Genomic DNA, 12,732 nt, shown 5'->3' with positions numbered 1-12,732 from the left:
GCCCACAACCTTGGAGGAGAGCAGCATGAAGAGCTTTATACGGGTAGCAGGAATGGCAGTGCTGGTGATGCAGGCGTGGGCGCTGCCGATGGGGCCGGCGCAAGCCGCTGACAAGCTCGTCGTCGGCGTGGCCATCCCCACGGCCACGCACAGTTTTACCTCAGGCATCGTCTGGTGGGCGAACCAGGCCAAGGCGGAGCTGGAAAAAGCCCATCCTGGCGTGAAAATCATCGTCAAGACGGCCGCCACGGCGCCCGAGCAGGCGAACCAGCTGCAGGATATGTTGACGGTGAACAAGATCAACACCCTGGTGATTTTCCCTATCGAGTCCGCGTCCCTCACGCAGCCCGTGGCGCAAGTGAAAAACAAGGGCGTGTACGTGACGGTGGTGGACCGTGGCTTGACGAACACGCAGTCGCAGGATGCGTATATCGCGGGCGACAACACGGCCTTCGGCAAGCTGCCGGCCGAATACCTGGCGAAAAGCCTGAATGGCAAGGGCAATATCGTCGTGCTGCGCGGCATGCCGACCACCTTGGACAACGAGCGCTTTGACGCGTTTTCCGCCGTGATGAAAGGCCATCCCGAGATCAAGGTGCTCGACGCCAAGTACGGCAACTGGAACCGCGACGATGCCTTCAAGGTCATGCAGGATTATCTGACCCGTTTCAAACAGATCGACGCCGTCTGGGCCGCCGATGACGACATGGCCATCGGCGTGCAGAAGGCCATCGCGCAAGCCAAGCGCACGGACATCAAGCAGGTGTTCGGCGGCGCGGGCGCGAAGGGCGCGGTGAAGAAGATCATGGACGGTTCCGACCCGCTGATCGTGGCCGACGTGTCGTACTCGCCGAAGTTCATGTACGACGCCATCAAGCTGACGACGGAAGCGCGCCTGAAAGGTGATAAATTGCCGGCCAATACGATCATCCCGTCGGTGCTGATCACGCGCGAGAACGCCAAGCAGTTTTACTTTCCGAACTCGCCTTTTTAAATTCTGGGGTCAGACCCCCTCGCCCGCCAGCAATGACCTTTGCGTTAGCGGCATTGAGGGTCTGACCCCGGCTTTCTCCAACAGGACATTGACATGAAAACCATCCAGGGCCCGGCCATTTTCCTGGCCCAGTTTCTCGGCGACGAGCCGCCGTTCGACTCGCTCGAGCACTTGGCGCAATGGGCGGCCGGCCTGGGCTACAAGGGCTTGCAGCTGCCGACGGCGCCGCGTTTGTTCGACCTGGAGCAGGCGGCTGTCAGCCAGCAGTACTGCGACGACGTGGTCGCCCTGCTGGTGCGCCATGGCTTGCAGGTGACGGAATTGTCGACGCACTTGCAGGGCCAGCTGATCGCCGTGCATCCGGCCTACGACGCGCTGTTCGACGGCTTTGCGCCAGAACAAGTACGCGGTGATCCTGCCGCGCGCACGGCCTGGGCCGCGCAGCAACTGCTGTGGGCTGCCACCGCCTCGCAACGCCTGGGCCTCAAGGCGCACGTGACGTTTTCCGGCGCACTGGCCTGGCCGTATCTGTACCCGTGGCCGCAGCGCCCGGCCGGACTGGTGGAAACGGCATTTGCCGAGCTGGCGAAACGCTGGTTGCCCATCCTCGATGCGTTCGACGCGGCCGGCGTGGACCTTTGCTATGAATTGCATCCGGGCGAGGACTTGCACGACGGCGTGACGTTCGAGCGTTTCCTGGCCGCCGTCCACGACCACCCGCGCGCATCGATTCTGTACGACCCCAGTCACTTCGTGCTGCAGCAGCTCGATTACCTGGCGTTCATTGATATTTATCATGCGCGCATCAAGGCCTTCCACGTCAAGGACGCGGAGTTCCGGCCCAACGGGCGCCAGGGCGTGTATGGCGGCTATGGCGACTGGCAGGACCGGGCCGGACGCTTCCGCTCGCTCGGTGACGGGCAGATCGATTTCAAGGCGATTTTCTCGAAGATGGCGCAGTACGACTTCCCCGGCTGGGCCGTGCTGGAGTGGGAATGCTGTTTGAAACACCCGGAGGACGGGGCGGCCGAAGGCGCGCGTTTCATCCGTGACCATATCATCCACGTGGCCGAACGCGCGTTCGACGATTTCGCGGGCAGCGCCGTAGACCAGGGCCAGATCAACCATTTGTTGGGATTGAAATAGGGAGACGACATGCAGCGACGCTTACGGCTGGGCATGGTAGGGGGCGGGCAGGGTGCATTCATCGGCGCCGTGCACCGCATCGCGGCGCGCATCGACGACCAGTACGAACTGGTGGCGGGCGCCCTGTCGTCCGACCCGCAGCGCGCGCGCGACAGCGGCGCGGCGCTGCACCTGGCGCCCGACCGTTGCTACAGCGATTACCGCGCCATGGCGCAGGCGGAAAGCGCGCGCCCGGACGGCATCGAAGCTGTGGCCATCGTCACGCCGAATCATTTACATGCGCCCGTCGCCACGGCGTTCCTGGAAGCGGGCATCCACGTGATCTGCGACAAGCCGCTGGGCATCTCTCTGGCGGAAGGCCAGGCGCTGGCCGCGCTGGCCAAGCAGAAAAACTTGCTGTTTGCGCTCACGCACACCTACAGCGGCTACCCGCTGCTGCGCCATGCGAAAGCCATGGTCGAGGCGGGTGACATCGGCGAATTGCGCCTCGTGCAAGTCGAATATTCACAGGACTGGCTGGCCGACGCCATCGCGGCGGGCGGCATGAACGAGGGCAACTGGCACAACGACCCGCTGAAAGCAGGCCCGGGCGGCACCCTGCTCGACGTGGGCTTGCACGCGTATCACCTGGCGCAGTTCGTCAGCGGCCTGACGCCGCACGCCGTGCTGGCGGAACTGTCGACATTCGTTCCACATCGCACCCTGGACGACCACGTGCAGGTGATGCTGCGCTACGCCAACGGTGCCAAGGGCACCCTGTGGGCGAGCCAGGTGGCGACCGGTTGCGAAAACACGGTGCGATTGCGCCTGTTCGGCAGCAAGGCGCAGCTGGACTTTGACCAGGAACAACCTAATGAGCTGTGGTTCACGCCGCAGGGCGGCAACCGCCAGCTGCTGCGTCCGGGCCGGGTCGACAGCGCCGCCGCGCGCCACGCCACGCGCGTGCCGGCCGGCCACCCGGAAGGGTATCTGGAAGCGTTCGCCCAGTTGTACCTGGATGCGGCCCTGGCCATTCGCGCCCTGCAGGCGGGGACGCCGATACCGGAAGCGGCGCGCTGGCTGCCGACGGTGGCCGATGGCGTGGCGGGCCTGGCCTTTGCCGAGGCCGTGCTGCGCAGCCATGCGGGAGGGGGGCGCTGGACGACCCTGGCAAGCTGACTGTTACACTGGGCGCATGAGCGCGCCCCTTATCATCCCCACCTTTACCGTCACCATCGTCCCGCAAGGCTGGCAATTCCCGGCCGAGGCGGGCACCACCGTGCTGGCCGCCGCCGAGCTGGCCGGCATCCGCCTGCTCAGTTCCTGCCGCAACGGCACGTGCCGCACGTGCCTCTGTCACATGCCCGAAGGAAAGATCCGCTACATGGTGGACTGGCCCGGCATCAGCCCCGATGAACGGCTCGACGGCTACATCCTGCCCTGCGTGGCCGTGGCTGAAAGCGATATCACCATCCAGGCGCGCGCCGTGCGCACGGGCAATTAATTCACGACGGCTTGCCGCCCTTGAGCCGCTGCAGCAACGTTTCCACGCTGTCGCTGACGGGCAAGCCGTGGCGGCGCAGCAACTGCACGTGCAATACGAGGTTTTCCAGCACCAGCTTGGCCGCCACGGCCAGCAAGGCCAGGTTGCGGTCTTCCGGGCTGAAACTTTCCATGGCGTCGGCCATCTCGCACAGGTGGTTGGCGATCAGTCCGCGCAATTCCTGCTCGTTGAAGGGCAGGTCGGCAAAATCGATCGGGTCGGCCACTTCCACTTCCTGCATCAGCACCGCTAGTTCTTCCGGGGTAATCGTCATGCCTGGCCTCCTTGTGTGCTTGCCGCTATTTTAGCGGTATCGCCGTTGCATCGTCGGCGAATCGGACTAGAATGAGTCCAGGTCGATGACGTCGAAGGCAGCATGGCGCACTTGCATTTTACCCAACAACTGGCACGCTTCCTGAACGTCCCCACGGTGGACGTGTCCGCGTCAAGCCTGCGCGTCGCCTTGGACAGCGTCTTTGCCCAGCAGCCGCGCCTGCGCGGCTACGTGCTCGACGAGCAGGGCGCACTGCGTCCGAACGTCGTGATCTTCATCGACGGCGCCCGTTGCCGCGAGCGGCGCGAACTGGACGACGCCTTGCGGCCCGACAGCCAGGTATACATCTTGCAGGCACTTTCCGGAGGTTAATCATGGGACCAGGCAGGGCGCAACGCGCGTATCTCGGCACCCGCAAGGGGCTGTTCCGGTTCGATGTCGATACGGCCGGCGCCTGGCAGCTGGCGCTGGTGCAATTTGCCGGCGACCCCGTCTCCATGCTGCTGCACGATGGCCGCGACGGCACCGTGTACGCGGCCCTGAACCTGGGCCACTTCGGCGCCAAGCTGCACCGCCTCGACGCGGGCGCCGGCGCGTGGCAGGAAGTCGCCGTGCCCGCCTATCCCGCCAAGCCCGAGGGCAGCAGCGATAGCGTGGACTGGACCTTGCGGCAGATCTGGTCGCTGGCGGCCGGCGGCGCGGACCAGCCCGGCGTACTGTGGGCAGGGACTTTACCTGGCGGCCTGTTCCGTTCCAGCGACCGCGGCGACAGCTGGCAACTGGTGGAAGCGTTGTGGAACGTGCCGCAGCGGGCGCAATGGTTTGGCGGAGGCTACGACGTGCCCGGCATCCACAGCATCTGCGTCGACCCGCGCGACAGCAATACCGTGCTGGTCGGCGTATCTTGCGGCGGCGTGTGGCAAACGGCTGATGGCGGCGCCAGCTGGGCCTTGAGCGCGACGGGCATGCGCGCCGACTACATGCCGCCCGAACTCGATGAAAACGAGGCCGTGCAAGACCCGCACCGCATCGTGCGCAGCGCCGGCACGCCGGACGCGTTGTGGTGCCAGCACCATAACGGCATCTGGCGCTCGCTTGACGCCGGCTGGCACTGGCAGGAAGTGACGACGGCGCCGCTGTCGCATTTCGGCTTTGCCGTGGCCGTCCATCCGCGCGATGGCGACACGGCCTGGTTCGTGCCGGCGCAGGCGGACGTGCTGCGCATACCCATCGATGGCGCGCTGGCCGTGACGCGCACGCGCGACGGCGGGAAAACGTTTGAAGTGTTGCGCGCGGGATTGCCGCAGCAGCATTGCTACGACCTCATCTACCGCCACGGGCTGGCGCTGGCCGACGATGGACGCAGTTTAGTGATGGCGTCGACGACGGGCGGCGCCTGGTATTCGGGCGACGAGGGCGAGCACTGGCAGACGCTGTCTGCCCACTTGCCGCCCGTTTATGCCGTCTGTTTTGCCACGCCGTAGTAGCACAGGAAGATATCGACGGCCAGTGCCGTCACTTCGCGCTGGCGGGCTAGGCTCAGCAGCGGTTCACCGAGGGTGATCTGCGGCCAGAAGGCAAAGGTCTTCAGTGGAGCCATCAGCAGGTGCCCCACTTCCAGCGTCTCGCCCGCCTTGATGCGCCCGTCTTGCTGCGCCGCGCGGATCCAGATATTCAGGCCCGTTTCCTTTTCATTCAGGCGCGCCACCATCGCTTGCGCGCGCTCGGGCGAGTGGATGGTTTCGCCAAAGATCACGCGCGCCAGGTCGATGAAGGCCGGATCGCACAGCAAGGCCATCTTCTGCTCGACCAGGGCCAGCACTTGCGGGCGCAGCGGCTGGTCGGCCACATAGGGCACGGCGGGCTGGGCCATGCTGCTTTCCCACATGCGCTGCAGGATTTCCGCGAACAGCTCGTCCTTGCTGGGGAAATGGTTGTACACGGTGCGCTTGGATACGGCGGCCGTGGCGGCGATCTTGTCCATGCTGGTCGCATCGAAACCGTGCTCGCGGAACTCGGCGATGGCGGCATCGACGATGGCGACGCGCTTGCGGTCGGTGAGGCGTTGCGGTGCAGCCATGGCTGAAAATCTCCTTTGAAAACAATATTTTACACCTCCTGGTTTACTTTGCCAGAAATAGGAACTACACTGTGTAGTGTAATTTAATCCTTGTATTTTATTGACCGGGCTGCATATGTACCGCATCTTATTCTTGGGAGTTCTGATCATCATGAGTTCTTGCACCTTGCGTGCCGCGCCCGTCGCGCCGACCGAATCACCGCAACGCCTCGAAGGCAAGTTCCGCAATCCCGTGCAAATGCACAAGCTGGGCACGGCGGCAACGCTCAAGCTGATGTGGACATTTCTCTTTGATAAGCCCGACAGCACGGTACCGGCTGCGGCTGTGCCCGTGCAAGCCCTGACCCGGGCGCAACTGCTGGCCGCGCCGGACAACAGCCTGTTTCGCCTCGGCCATTCGACCCTGTTGCTGAAGCTCAATGGCGAATTCTTCCTCACAGACCCCGTGTTTTCCGAGCGCGCCTCACCGGTGCAGTGGGCGGGACCCAAACGTTTCCACCAGCCGCCCATCAGCATCGCCGACTTGCCGCCGATCAAGGCCATCATCCTGTCGCATAACCATTACGACCACCTCGACCATGCCGCCGTGCTGCAACTGGCCGTCAAGACCGAACACTTCGTCGCGCCGCTGGGCGTGGGCGACACCCTGGTCGAATGGGGCGTGCCGAAGGACAAGGTGCAGCAGTTCGACTGGTGGCAGGGGACGACGATTGCGGGCGTGAAGCTGGTGGCGACGCCATCGCAGCATTTCTCGGGGCGGGGCTTGTTTGACAGCAATCAAACCCTGTGGGCGTCGTGGGTCATCGACGCGCCGGACGTGCGCGTGTTTTTCAGCGGCGACTCCGGCTATTTCGACGGTTTCAAGCAGATCGGCGACAAGTACGGCCCGTTCGACGTGACCATGATCGAGACGGGCGCCTACGACAAGCTGTGGCCGGACGTGCACATGCAGCCGGAGGAAACCCTGCAAGCGCACCTGGACTTGCGCGGCAAGTGGCTCATGCCCGTGCATAACGGCACCTTCGACCTGGGCCTGCACGCCTGGCACGAACCGTTCGACCGCATCACGGGACTGGCGGCCAGGCAGGGCGTCAACCTGGCCACGCCGCAGATGGGCGAGGCGGTCGACCTGGCGCAGCCGAAGAAGGGGGAAAAGTGGTGGCTGGCGATGCTGGAAGAGGAGATGGCGAAGTAAGCTGGCTTAAGCCGTCACATCGATCAGACGTCCCAGGGTCTGGCCATAGCCGTTCAGCTGGGGCGTGCTTTTCGGTGCGGCGGGGGCTGCTTGTTGCGGCACGGCTACCTTGATCGCCTGGTCCAGCTGCGGCGTCTTGATGGCGGCCGGGGCATCGGCCTGCGCTTGCTGGCTGCTGCGCTGGGTCTGGCTCAGCGATTCCTGTTCCCGCGCCAGCAACTGGCGGCTTTGCGCCAGCTGTTCGCTGTCGCGCTGTACCTGGTTCTGGCCTTGTTCGACCCGGCGCTGCGCCGTGGCCAGCGAGGCTTGCAGATTGTTGACGGACGTTAGCGATACCACATTGTTCACCTTTGAAAGTATGCCCAGGCGTGTACACAAGAGGAAGAATGCAGGCCAGGGGCTGCGGCATGTCTGCAGGCAATCTTTACCTTAGTCAAGAGTAGGATAAATTCTCGCACAGTTCCAGTGAATTATGTTTTCTTGATAATCTTATCGTGCGCGCTATGCCGTGCCGCAGCGGCATGCCGCACGTGGCGAGATAGAGAATAAAGTAAGTACACGCTATCGATAACAGCAATTGTTTGTGTGCCATTCATCATGCCATGCTGCTGACGCGGCAAACACGCTTATTTCTCAAAAGACAATTTTTAAAAATCCAATAAGTTGTTGTTTTTCTACCATGTTGGTGCACGGTCATGTGCCGCCTGTTTGGCGCTCTGGGCTATAATGGACGGTCAGAGTTGGTTTCTTTTGCCATACAGACAGGTAGTTAACATGAATCTCAAGAGCCTCGCAATTGCCCTCGGCATGTCGAAAACGACAGTCAGCAGGGCGTTGAACGGCTATCCGGAAGTCAATTCCCGCACCCGTGAAATCGTCCTGGCCGCCGCCAAGAAAGTTGGCTACCGGCCCAACCCCCTGGCGCGCAGCCTGGCCGTCGGCCGCACGAATGTGCTCGGCATGATCTATCCCCTGCTGCCCAGCGACCTGGGCGACAGCGTTTTTCTTTCCGTGGTCAATGGCATGTCCGACGCCGTCGAAGCGTCGAAGATGAGCCTGATCATCGCCCCCGTGTCGCCGCAGAACGAACAGCCGTCATATGAAAACATGGTGCGCGGGCGCCAGGTCGATGGCCTCGTGGTGGGCCGCACCAAGGTGGTCGACGAACGCATCGCGTATTTGACGAAAGTCGGCTTTCCCTTTGTCGCGAACGGCCGCACGCGCATCGACGCGCCGTACGCGTATTTTGATTACGACAACGATACGGGCATCGACCTGGCCGTGTCTTTCCTGGCGGCCCATGGCCACCAGCGCATCGCCCTGCTGAGCGCGCCGCTGGACTTGCACTTTGCTTACGAGCGCAAGGAAAGCTTTATCCGCTGCATGGCACAAGCGGGCCTGCCGGTCGATCCCTCCTATCTGCTCGACAATACTTTTGATCGCCGCAGCGGTTACCAGGCCATGCAGCAATTGCTGGCCTGCTCGCCCCGTCCCACGGCTGTCATCGTCGACAACCACCTGTCCGGCGTGGGCGTGGTGCGCGCGCTGATGGATGCGGGCATCGAGATCGGCAAGGAGATCTCCGTCATCGTCTGGGGCAATGTGGAAGATACTTTGATCGGCATCAACGTCACCACCATCGACCAGCCCGACCTGCGCCGCGCTGGCGCCAAGATGGTCGAGATGCTGCAATCCTTGCTGGCCGGCACGCCGCCGGAACGCTTGCAGGAAATCTGGCAACCGGTGCTGTTGCCGGGGGCGACCGTGGGGCGCTGTCCGGAATAAAAAAACGCAGAGCCGAGGCTCTGCGTTGTCTTTTATGCCGCGTGCTTGCTTCCATCCGCCAGCACGGCCAGCAACCTCGCCTTGTCCTTGCGGTAAGTATCGACGGCCGCTTCCTTGACGTGGCCGAAGCCGCGGATTTTTTCGGGCAGGGATGCCAGCTCCACGCAAGTGGACAGGTTGTCCGCCGTCAGGTTCACCAGCAGTCCTGCCAGCAGTTCGCGGTATTCGACGATCAGCGCGCGTTCCATCTTGCGCTCGGCCGTATAACCGAAGACGTCGAAGGTGCCGCCGCGCAAGCCTTTTGCTTTGGCCAGCAGCTGGAAGGCGCGCCACATCCAGGAACCGAACTCCGCTTTCACCAGATGCCCCTTCGCATCTTTCTTGGCAAACAGCGGCGGCGCCAAGTTGAATTTCACGGAGAAATTACCCTCGAACTGCTGCTGCAACTGCTCCACGAAACGGCCATCCGTGTACAAACGCGCCACTTCATACTCGTCCTTGTAGGCCAGCAACTTGAAATAGCTCTTGGTGACGGCCGTCGACAGCTTCTGGCCCAGCCCCAGGGTGTTTTCGCGGTCGCGCACCTGTTTCACCAGGGTGGCATAACCATCCGCATACGCGGCGTTTTGATACGCGGTGAGGAATTCCACGCGCTTTTTGATCACGCTATCGAGGCTTTGCGGCATCTGCACGATGATCGCTTGCGCCGGCGTGGCGATTTGCGTGACACGGCGCACGTCGACGGCGGCGCGGCGGCCCCACAAAAAGCTTTTCTTGTTCGATTCGATCCCCACGCTGTTCAATTCGATGGCGCGCAGCAGGGCCGCCTCCGTCAACGGAATGCGGCCCTTTTGCCAGGCGTAGCCGAGCATGAACAGGTTGGCGGCGATCGAGTCGCCCATCAGCGCGGTGGCCAATTTCGTCGCGTCGATAAAGTCGGCCGCGTCGGCGCCGCCCACGGATTCCTCGATCAGCTGGCGCACTTCCGCCGCTGGATATTGCCAGTCCGCATTTTGCGCAAACGTGCCCGGCGGTTGCTCGTGCAGGTTGACGACGGCCAAGCTGCGGCCAGGACGCATTTTCGACACGGCATCCTGCGCGCCGGCCGTCAGCATGTCGCAGCCCAGGATCAGGTCCGCTTCGCCCGTGGCGATGCGCTGCGCGCGGATGTGCGCCGGGGACTTGGCGATCTTCACGTGCGAGGTGACGGATCCGTTCTTTTGCGACATGCCCGTCATGTCCAGCACGGACGCGCCCTTGCCTTCCAGGTGGGCGGCCATGCCCATCAGCGCGCCCACGGTGATGACGCCCGTGCCGCCGATGCCGTTGATCAGGATATTGTACGGCGCGTCGCAATCGGGTAATACAGGTTCCGGCAGCGGACCGAAGTTGTCCGTCTCGCCCGCTTTACTGGCGCCCGTCTTGGTTTTTTTCAGGTTGCCGCCTTCGACGGTGACGAAGCTGGGGCAGAAACCCTTGGCGCACGAGTAATCCTTGTTGCATGACGATTGGTCGATGGTGCGCTTGCGGCCAAATTCCGTTTCCTTCGGCAAGATCGACACGCAGTTCGATTGCACGCCGCAATCGCCGCAGCCTTCGCAGACGGCGTCGTTGATGACCATGCGCTTGGGCAAATCGGGATACTCGCCCTTTTTCCTGCGCCGGCGTTTTTCGGCCGCGCAGGTCTGGTCGTAGATCAGCACGGACACGCCTGGTACCTCGCGCAATTCGCGCTGCACGGCATCCATGTCCTTGCGGTCGTGCAAGGTCAGGTGGGCGGGCAGGTTGCTGCGGTCGCTGTAGCGTGATAAATCTTCCGTGACCAGTGCGATGCGGGCGATGCCTTCGGCGGCCACTTGCTGCGCCATCATCGGTACGGTGATCAGGCCGTCCACGGGCTGGCCGCCCGTCATGGCGACGGCGTCGTTGTACAGAATCTTGTAGGTGATGTTGACCTTGGCCGCCTGTGCGGCGCGGATGGCCAGGTAGCCCGAATGAAAGTAGGTGCCGTCACCGAGGTTCTGGAACACGTGCGGCAATTCCGAGAACGCGGCCTGGCCGATCCACGGCGCGCCTTCGCCGCCCATGTGCGTGGTCAGCTTGTTCATTTCCGGATAGATCGAGGTCGCCATCACGTGGCAGCCGATGCCGGCCAGCGCCAGGCTGCCGTCCGGCACCTTGGTCGAGGTATTGTGCGGGCAGCCGGAGCAGTAGAACGCGGGGCGGAACGGCGTATTCACGGCCTTTTTCAATACCGCATCCTTGGCGTCGAGGAAGCTGAGTCTCGCCTTGATCAGGTCGCAGGTGACGGGATCGGAAATCAGGCGCGCGATGCGGCTGGCGATGACTCTTGCCACTTGCGAGACGGAAAAATCCGCCTTCGAGGTCAGCAGCCATTCGCCGCGCGGCGCCACCCATTCGCCTTTTTCGTCGAACTTGCCGATGACTCTAGGGCGCACGTCGTCGCGCCAGTTGTACAGCTGTTCCTTGAGCTGGTATTCGACGATTTGCCGCTTCTCTTCGACCACGAGAATTTCATCGAGACCTTGCGCGAATTCGCGCACGCTGTCCGGTTCCAGCGGCCACGGCATGGCTACCTTGAACAGGCGCATGCCGACATCGGCCGCCATCTGCTCGTCGATGCCCAGCTCTTCCAGCGCTTCGAGCACGTCCAGGTAGGATTTGCCGGAGGCGATGATGCCCAGCTTGGCGTTCGGACTGTCTATGGTCGTATGGTTGAGCTTGTTTTCTCGCGCGTAGGCCAGGGCCGCATAGATCTTGTAGTCCTGCATCAGCGCTTCCTGGTTGCGCGCCTGCTGGCCCAGCGGGATGCTCGACAGGCGCGCGTTCAGGCCGCCTTCGGGCATGACGAAGTCCTGCGGAATCTTGACTTCCACGCGGAACGGGTCGGCATCGATGGAGGCCGACGATTCGACCGTGTCGGCCAGGGCCTTGAAGGCCACCGTGCAGCCGGAAAAGCGCGACATGGCCCAGCCGTGGATGCCCAGGTCCAGGTATTCCTGCACATTGCATGGATACAGGACGGGGATCATCGAGGCGGAGAACAAATGGTCGGACTGGTGCGGCAGGGTCGACGAATATGCGCCGTGGTCGTCGCCGGCCACCAGCAGCACGCCGCCCAGTTTGGACGTTCCCGCATGGTTCATGTGCTTGAAGACATCGCCGCAGCGGTCCACGCCCGGGCCCTTGCCGTACCACATGGCGAACACGCCGTCGTACTTGGCCGGGCCGATCAGGTCGACCTGCTGCGATCCCCAGACGGCCGTGGCGGCCAAGTCTTCGTTGACGCCGGGCACGAACTGCACGTGGTGCGCTTCCAGCTGCTTTTTCGCTTTCCACAGGTTTTCGTCGAGGCCGCCTAGGGGCGAACCGCGGTAGCCGGAAATGAAACCGGCCGTGTTCAGGCCGGCAGCCTGGTCGCGCAAGCGCTGCATCATGGGCAGGCGCACGAGGGCCTGGATGCCGGACAGAAAGATGGCGCCGGAAGTGGCCGTGTATTTGTCGTCGAGGCTGACGGTGGTCAAACGGGAAGTGTCGAGGGGCGTAGATGGCGCGGCACCGGCGTTTCTAGCGAACGCTGCGGAGCCGTTTTCCGTGGTCACGGACATGGCTGTCTCCAAAAGGGTGTTTCAGATATCGGCTGTACCAGGGACGCGCCCGGTAAGGCGCGCGCTGTGCAGACGGGATGGCCGCGTGTGGGCGGCACATAACTAGT

12 protein-coding genes are annotated in these 12,732 nt (G+C 63.1%); 8 read left to right on the top strand and 4 right to left on the bottom strand.

What is annotated here, in order from left to right; all coding sequences use genetic code 11:
* Positions 1 to 25: 25 nt before the first annotated feature.
* From CSQ95_RS00610 to CSQ95_RS00595, 4 genes are all read left to right on the top strand, one after another.
* Positions 26 to 994 (top strand): substrate-binding domain-containing protein, encoded by a 969-nt coding sequence (locus CSQ95_RS00610; protein ID WP_099408073.1) that lies wholly within the window; start codon positions 26 to 28, stop codon positions 992 to 994.
* Between the two features lie 93 nt (positions 995 to 1,087).
* Positions 1,088 to 2,140, top strand: coding sequence for a sugar phosphate isomerase/epimerase (locus CSQ95_RS00605; RefSeq protein ID WP_099408072.1), 1,053 nt, complete (start codon positions 1,088 to 1,090; stop codon positions 2,138 to 2,140).
* 9 nt (positions 2,141 to 2,149) lie between these two features.
* Positions 2,150 to 3,298, top strand: a complete 1,149-nt coding sequence (locus tag CSQ95_RS00600; protein ID WP_070219053.1) for a Gfo/Idh/MocA family protein — start codon at positions 2,150 to 2,152, stop codon at positions 3,296 to 3,298.
* 16 nt (positions 3,299 to 3,314) lie between these two features.
* Positions 3,315 to 3,623: a 2Fe-2S iron-sulfur cluster-binding protein gene (locus CSQ95_RS00595; RefSeq protein WP_099408071.1), complete on the top strand. Its 309-nt coding sequence runs from the start codon at positions 3,315 to 3,317 to the stop codon at positions 3,621 to 3,623.
* Position 3,624: 1 nt separating this feature from the next.
* Here the strand turns inward: CSQ95_RS00595 and CSQ95_RS00590 are convergent, their stop codons facing one another.
* Positions 3,625 to 3,936, bottom strand: coding sequence for a hypothetical protein (locus CSQ95_RS00590; protein ID WP_099408070.1), 312 nt, complete (start codon positions 3,934 to 3,936; stop codon positions 3,625 to 3,627).
* Between the two features lie 102 nt (positions 3,937 to 4,038).
* Here CSQ95_RS00590 and CSQ95_RS00585 point away from each other — a divergent pair, with 102 nt between their 5' ends.
* The gene (locus CSQ95_RS00585) at positions 4,039 to 4,308 is read left to right on the top strand and encodes a MoaD/ThiS family protein (RefSeq protein ID WP_099408069.1); all 270 of its coding nucleotides are present in this window, start codon (positions 4,039 to 4,041) and stop codon (positions 4,306 to 4,308) included.
* Between the two features lie 2 nt (positions 4,309 to 4,310).
* Positions 4,311 to 5,420: a sialidase gene (locus CSQ95_RS00580; RefSeq protein WP_099408068.1), complete on the top strand. Its 1,110-nt coding sequence runs from the start codon at positions 4,311 to 4,313 to the stop codon at positions 5,418 to 5,420.
* Here the strand turns inward: CSQ95_RS00580 and CSQ95_RS00575 are convergent.
* Positions 5,393 to 6,016 (bottom strand): TetR/AcrR family transcriptional regulator, encoded by a 624-nt coding sequence (locus tag CSQ95_RS00575; RefSeq protein ID WP_099408067.1) that lies wholly within the window; start codon positions 6,014 to 6,016, stop codon positions 5,393 to 5,395. The genes CSQ95_RS00580 and CSQ95_RS00575 overlap by 28 nt on opposite strands.
* A gap of 151 nt (positions 6,017 to 6,167) precedes the next feature.
* Between CSQ95_RS00575 and CSQ95_RS00570 the strand changes: the two genes are divergently transcribed.
* Positions 6,168 to 7,211 (top strand): MBL fold metallo-hydrolase, encoded by a 1,044-nt coding sequence (locus CSQ95_RS00570; RefSeq protein ID WP_218963561.1) that lies wholly within the window; start codon positions 6,168 to 6,170, stop codon positions 7,209 to 7,211.
* A gap of 6 nt (positions 7,212 to 7,217) precedes the next feature.
* Here the strand turns inward: CSQ95_RS00570 and CSQ95_RS00565 are convergent, their stop codons facing one another.
* Complete coding sequence (locus tag CSQ95_RS00565) at positions 7,218 to 7,550, bottom strand: hypothetical protein (RefSeq protein ID WP_143449866.1); 333 nt, start codon at positions 7,548 to 7,550, stop codon at positions 7,218 to 7,220.
* A gap of 435 nt (positions 7,551 to 7,985) precedes the next feature.
* Between CSQ95_RS00565 and CSQ95_RS00560 the strand changes: the two genes are divergently transcribed.
* Positions 7,986 to 8,996, top strand: coding sequence for a substrate-binding domain-containing protein (locus tag CSQ95_RS00560; RefSeq protein ID WP_099408064.1), 1,011 nt, complete (start codon positions 7,986 to 7,988; stop codon positions 8,994 to 8,996).
* Between the two features lie 32 nt (positions 8,997 to 9,028).
* Here CSQ95_RS00560 and CSQ95_RS00555 read toward each other — a convergent pair whose 3' ends face one another.
* Positions 9,029 to 12,625, bottom strand: a complete 3,597-nt coding sequence (locus tag CSQ95_RS00555) for an indolepyruvate ferredoxin oxidoreductase family protein (protein WP_099408063.1) — start codon at positions 12,623 to 12,625, stop codon at positions 9,029 to 9,031.
* Positions 12,626 to 12,732: the final 107 nt, after the last annotated feature.

The organism is Janthinobacterium sp. BJB304 (genome assembly GCF_002735765.1).
GTDB lineage: Bacteria > Pseudomonadota > Gammaproteobacteria > Burkholderiales > Burkholderiaceae_D > Janthinobacterium.
This window is presented reverse-complemented; position numbering and strand designations above follow the sequence as displayed.

Excerpts from the sequence above, each read along its gene's own strand:
- CSQ95_RS00605 (WP_099408072.1), top strand. The coding sequence starts at position 1,088 with ATGAAAACCATCCAGGGCCCGGCCATTTTCCTGGCCCAGTTTCTCGGC.
- CSQ95_RS00595 (WP_099408071.1), top strand. The coding sequence starts at position 3,315 with ATGAGCGCGCCCCTTATCATCCCCACCTTTACCGTCACCATCGTCCCG.
- CSQ95_RS00560 (WP_099408064.1), top strand. The coding sequence starts at position 7,986 with ATGAATCTCAAGAGCCTCGCAATTGCCCTCGGCATGTCGAAAACGACA.
- CSQ95_RS00585 (WP_099408069.1), top strand. The coding sequence starts at position 4,039 with ATGGCGCACTTGCATTTTACCCAACAACTGGCACGCTTCCTGAACGTC.
- CSQ95_RS00590 (WP_099408070.1), bottom strand. The coding sequence starts at position 3,936 with ATGACGATTACCCCGGAAGAACTAGCGGTGCTGATGCAGGAAGTGGAA.
- CSQ95_RS00570 (WP_218963561.1), top strand. The coding sequence starts at position 6,168 with ATGAGTTCTTGCACCTTGCGTGCCGCGCCCGTCGCGCCGACCGAATCA.
- CSQ95_RS00575 (WP_099408067.1), bottom strand. The coding sequence starts at position 6,016 with ATGGCTGCACCGCAACGCCTCACCGACCGCAAGCGCGTCGCCATCGTC.
- CSQ95_RS00580 (WP_099408068.1), top strand. The coding sequence starts at position 4,311 with ATGGGACCAGGCAGGGCGCAACGCGCGTATCTCGGCACCCGCAAGGGG.
- CSQ95_RS00555 (WP_099408063.1), bottom strand. The coding sequence starts at position 12,625 with ATGTCCGTGACCACGGAAAACGGCTCCGCAGCGTTCGCTAGAAACGCC.
- CSQ95_RS00600 (WP_070219053.1), top strand. The coding sequence starts at position 2,150 with ATGCAGCGACGCTTACGGCTGGGCATGGTAGGGGGCGGGCAGGGTGCA.
- CSQ95_RS00610 (WP_099408073.1), top strand. The coding sequence starts at position 26 with ATGAAGAGCTTTATACGGGTAGCAGGAATGGCAGTGCTGGTGATGCAG.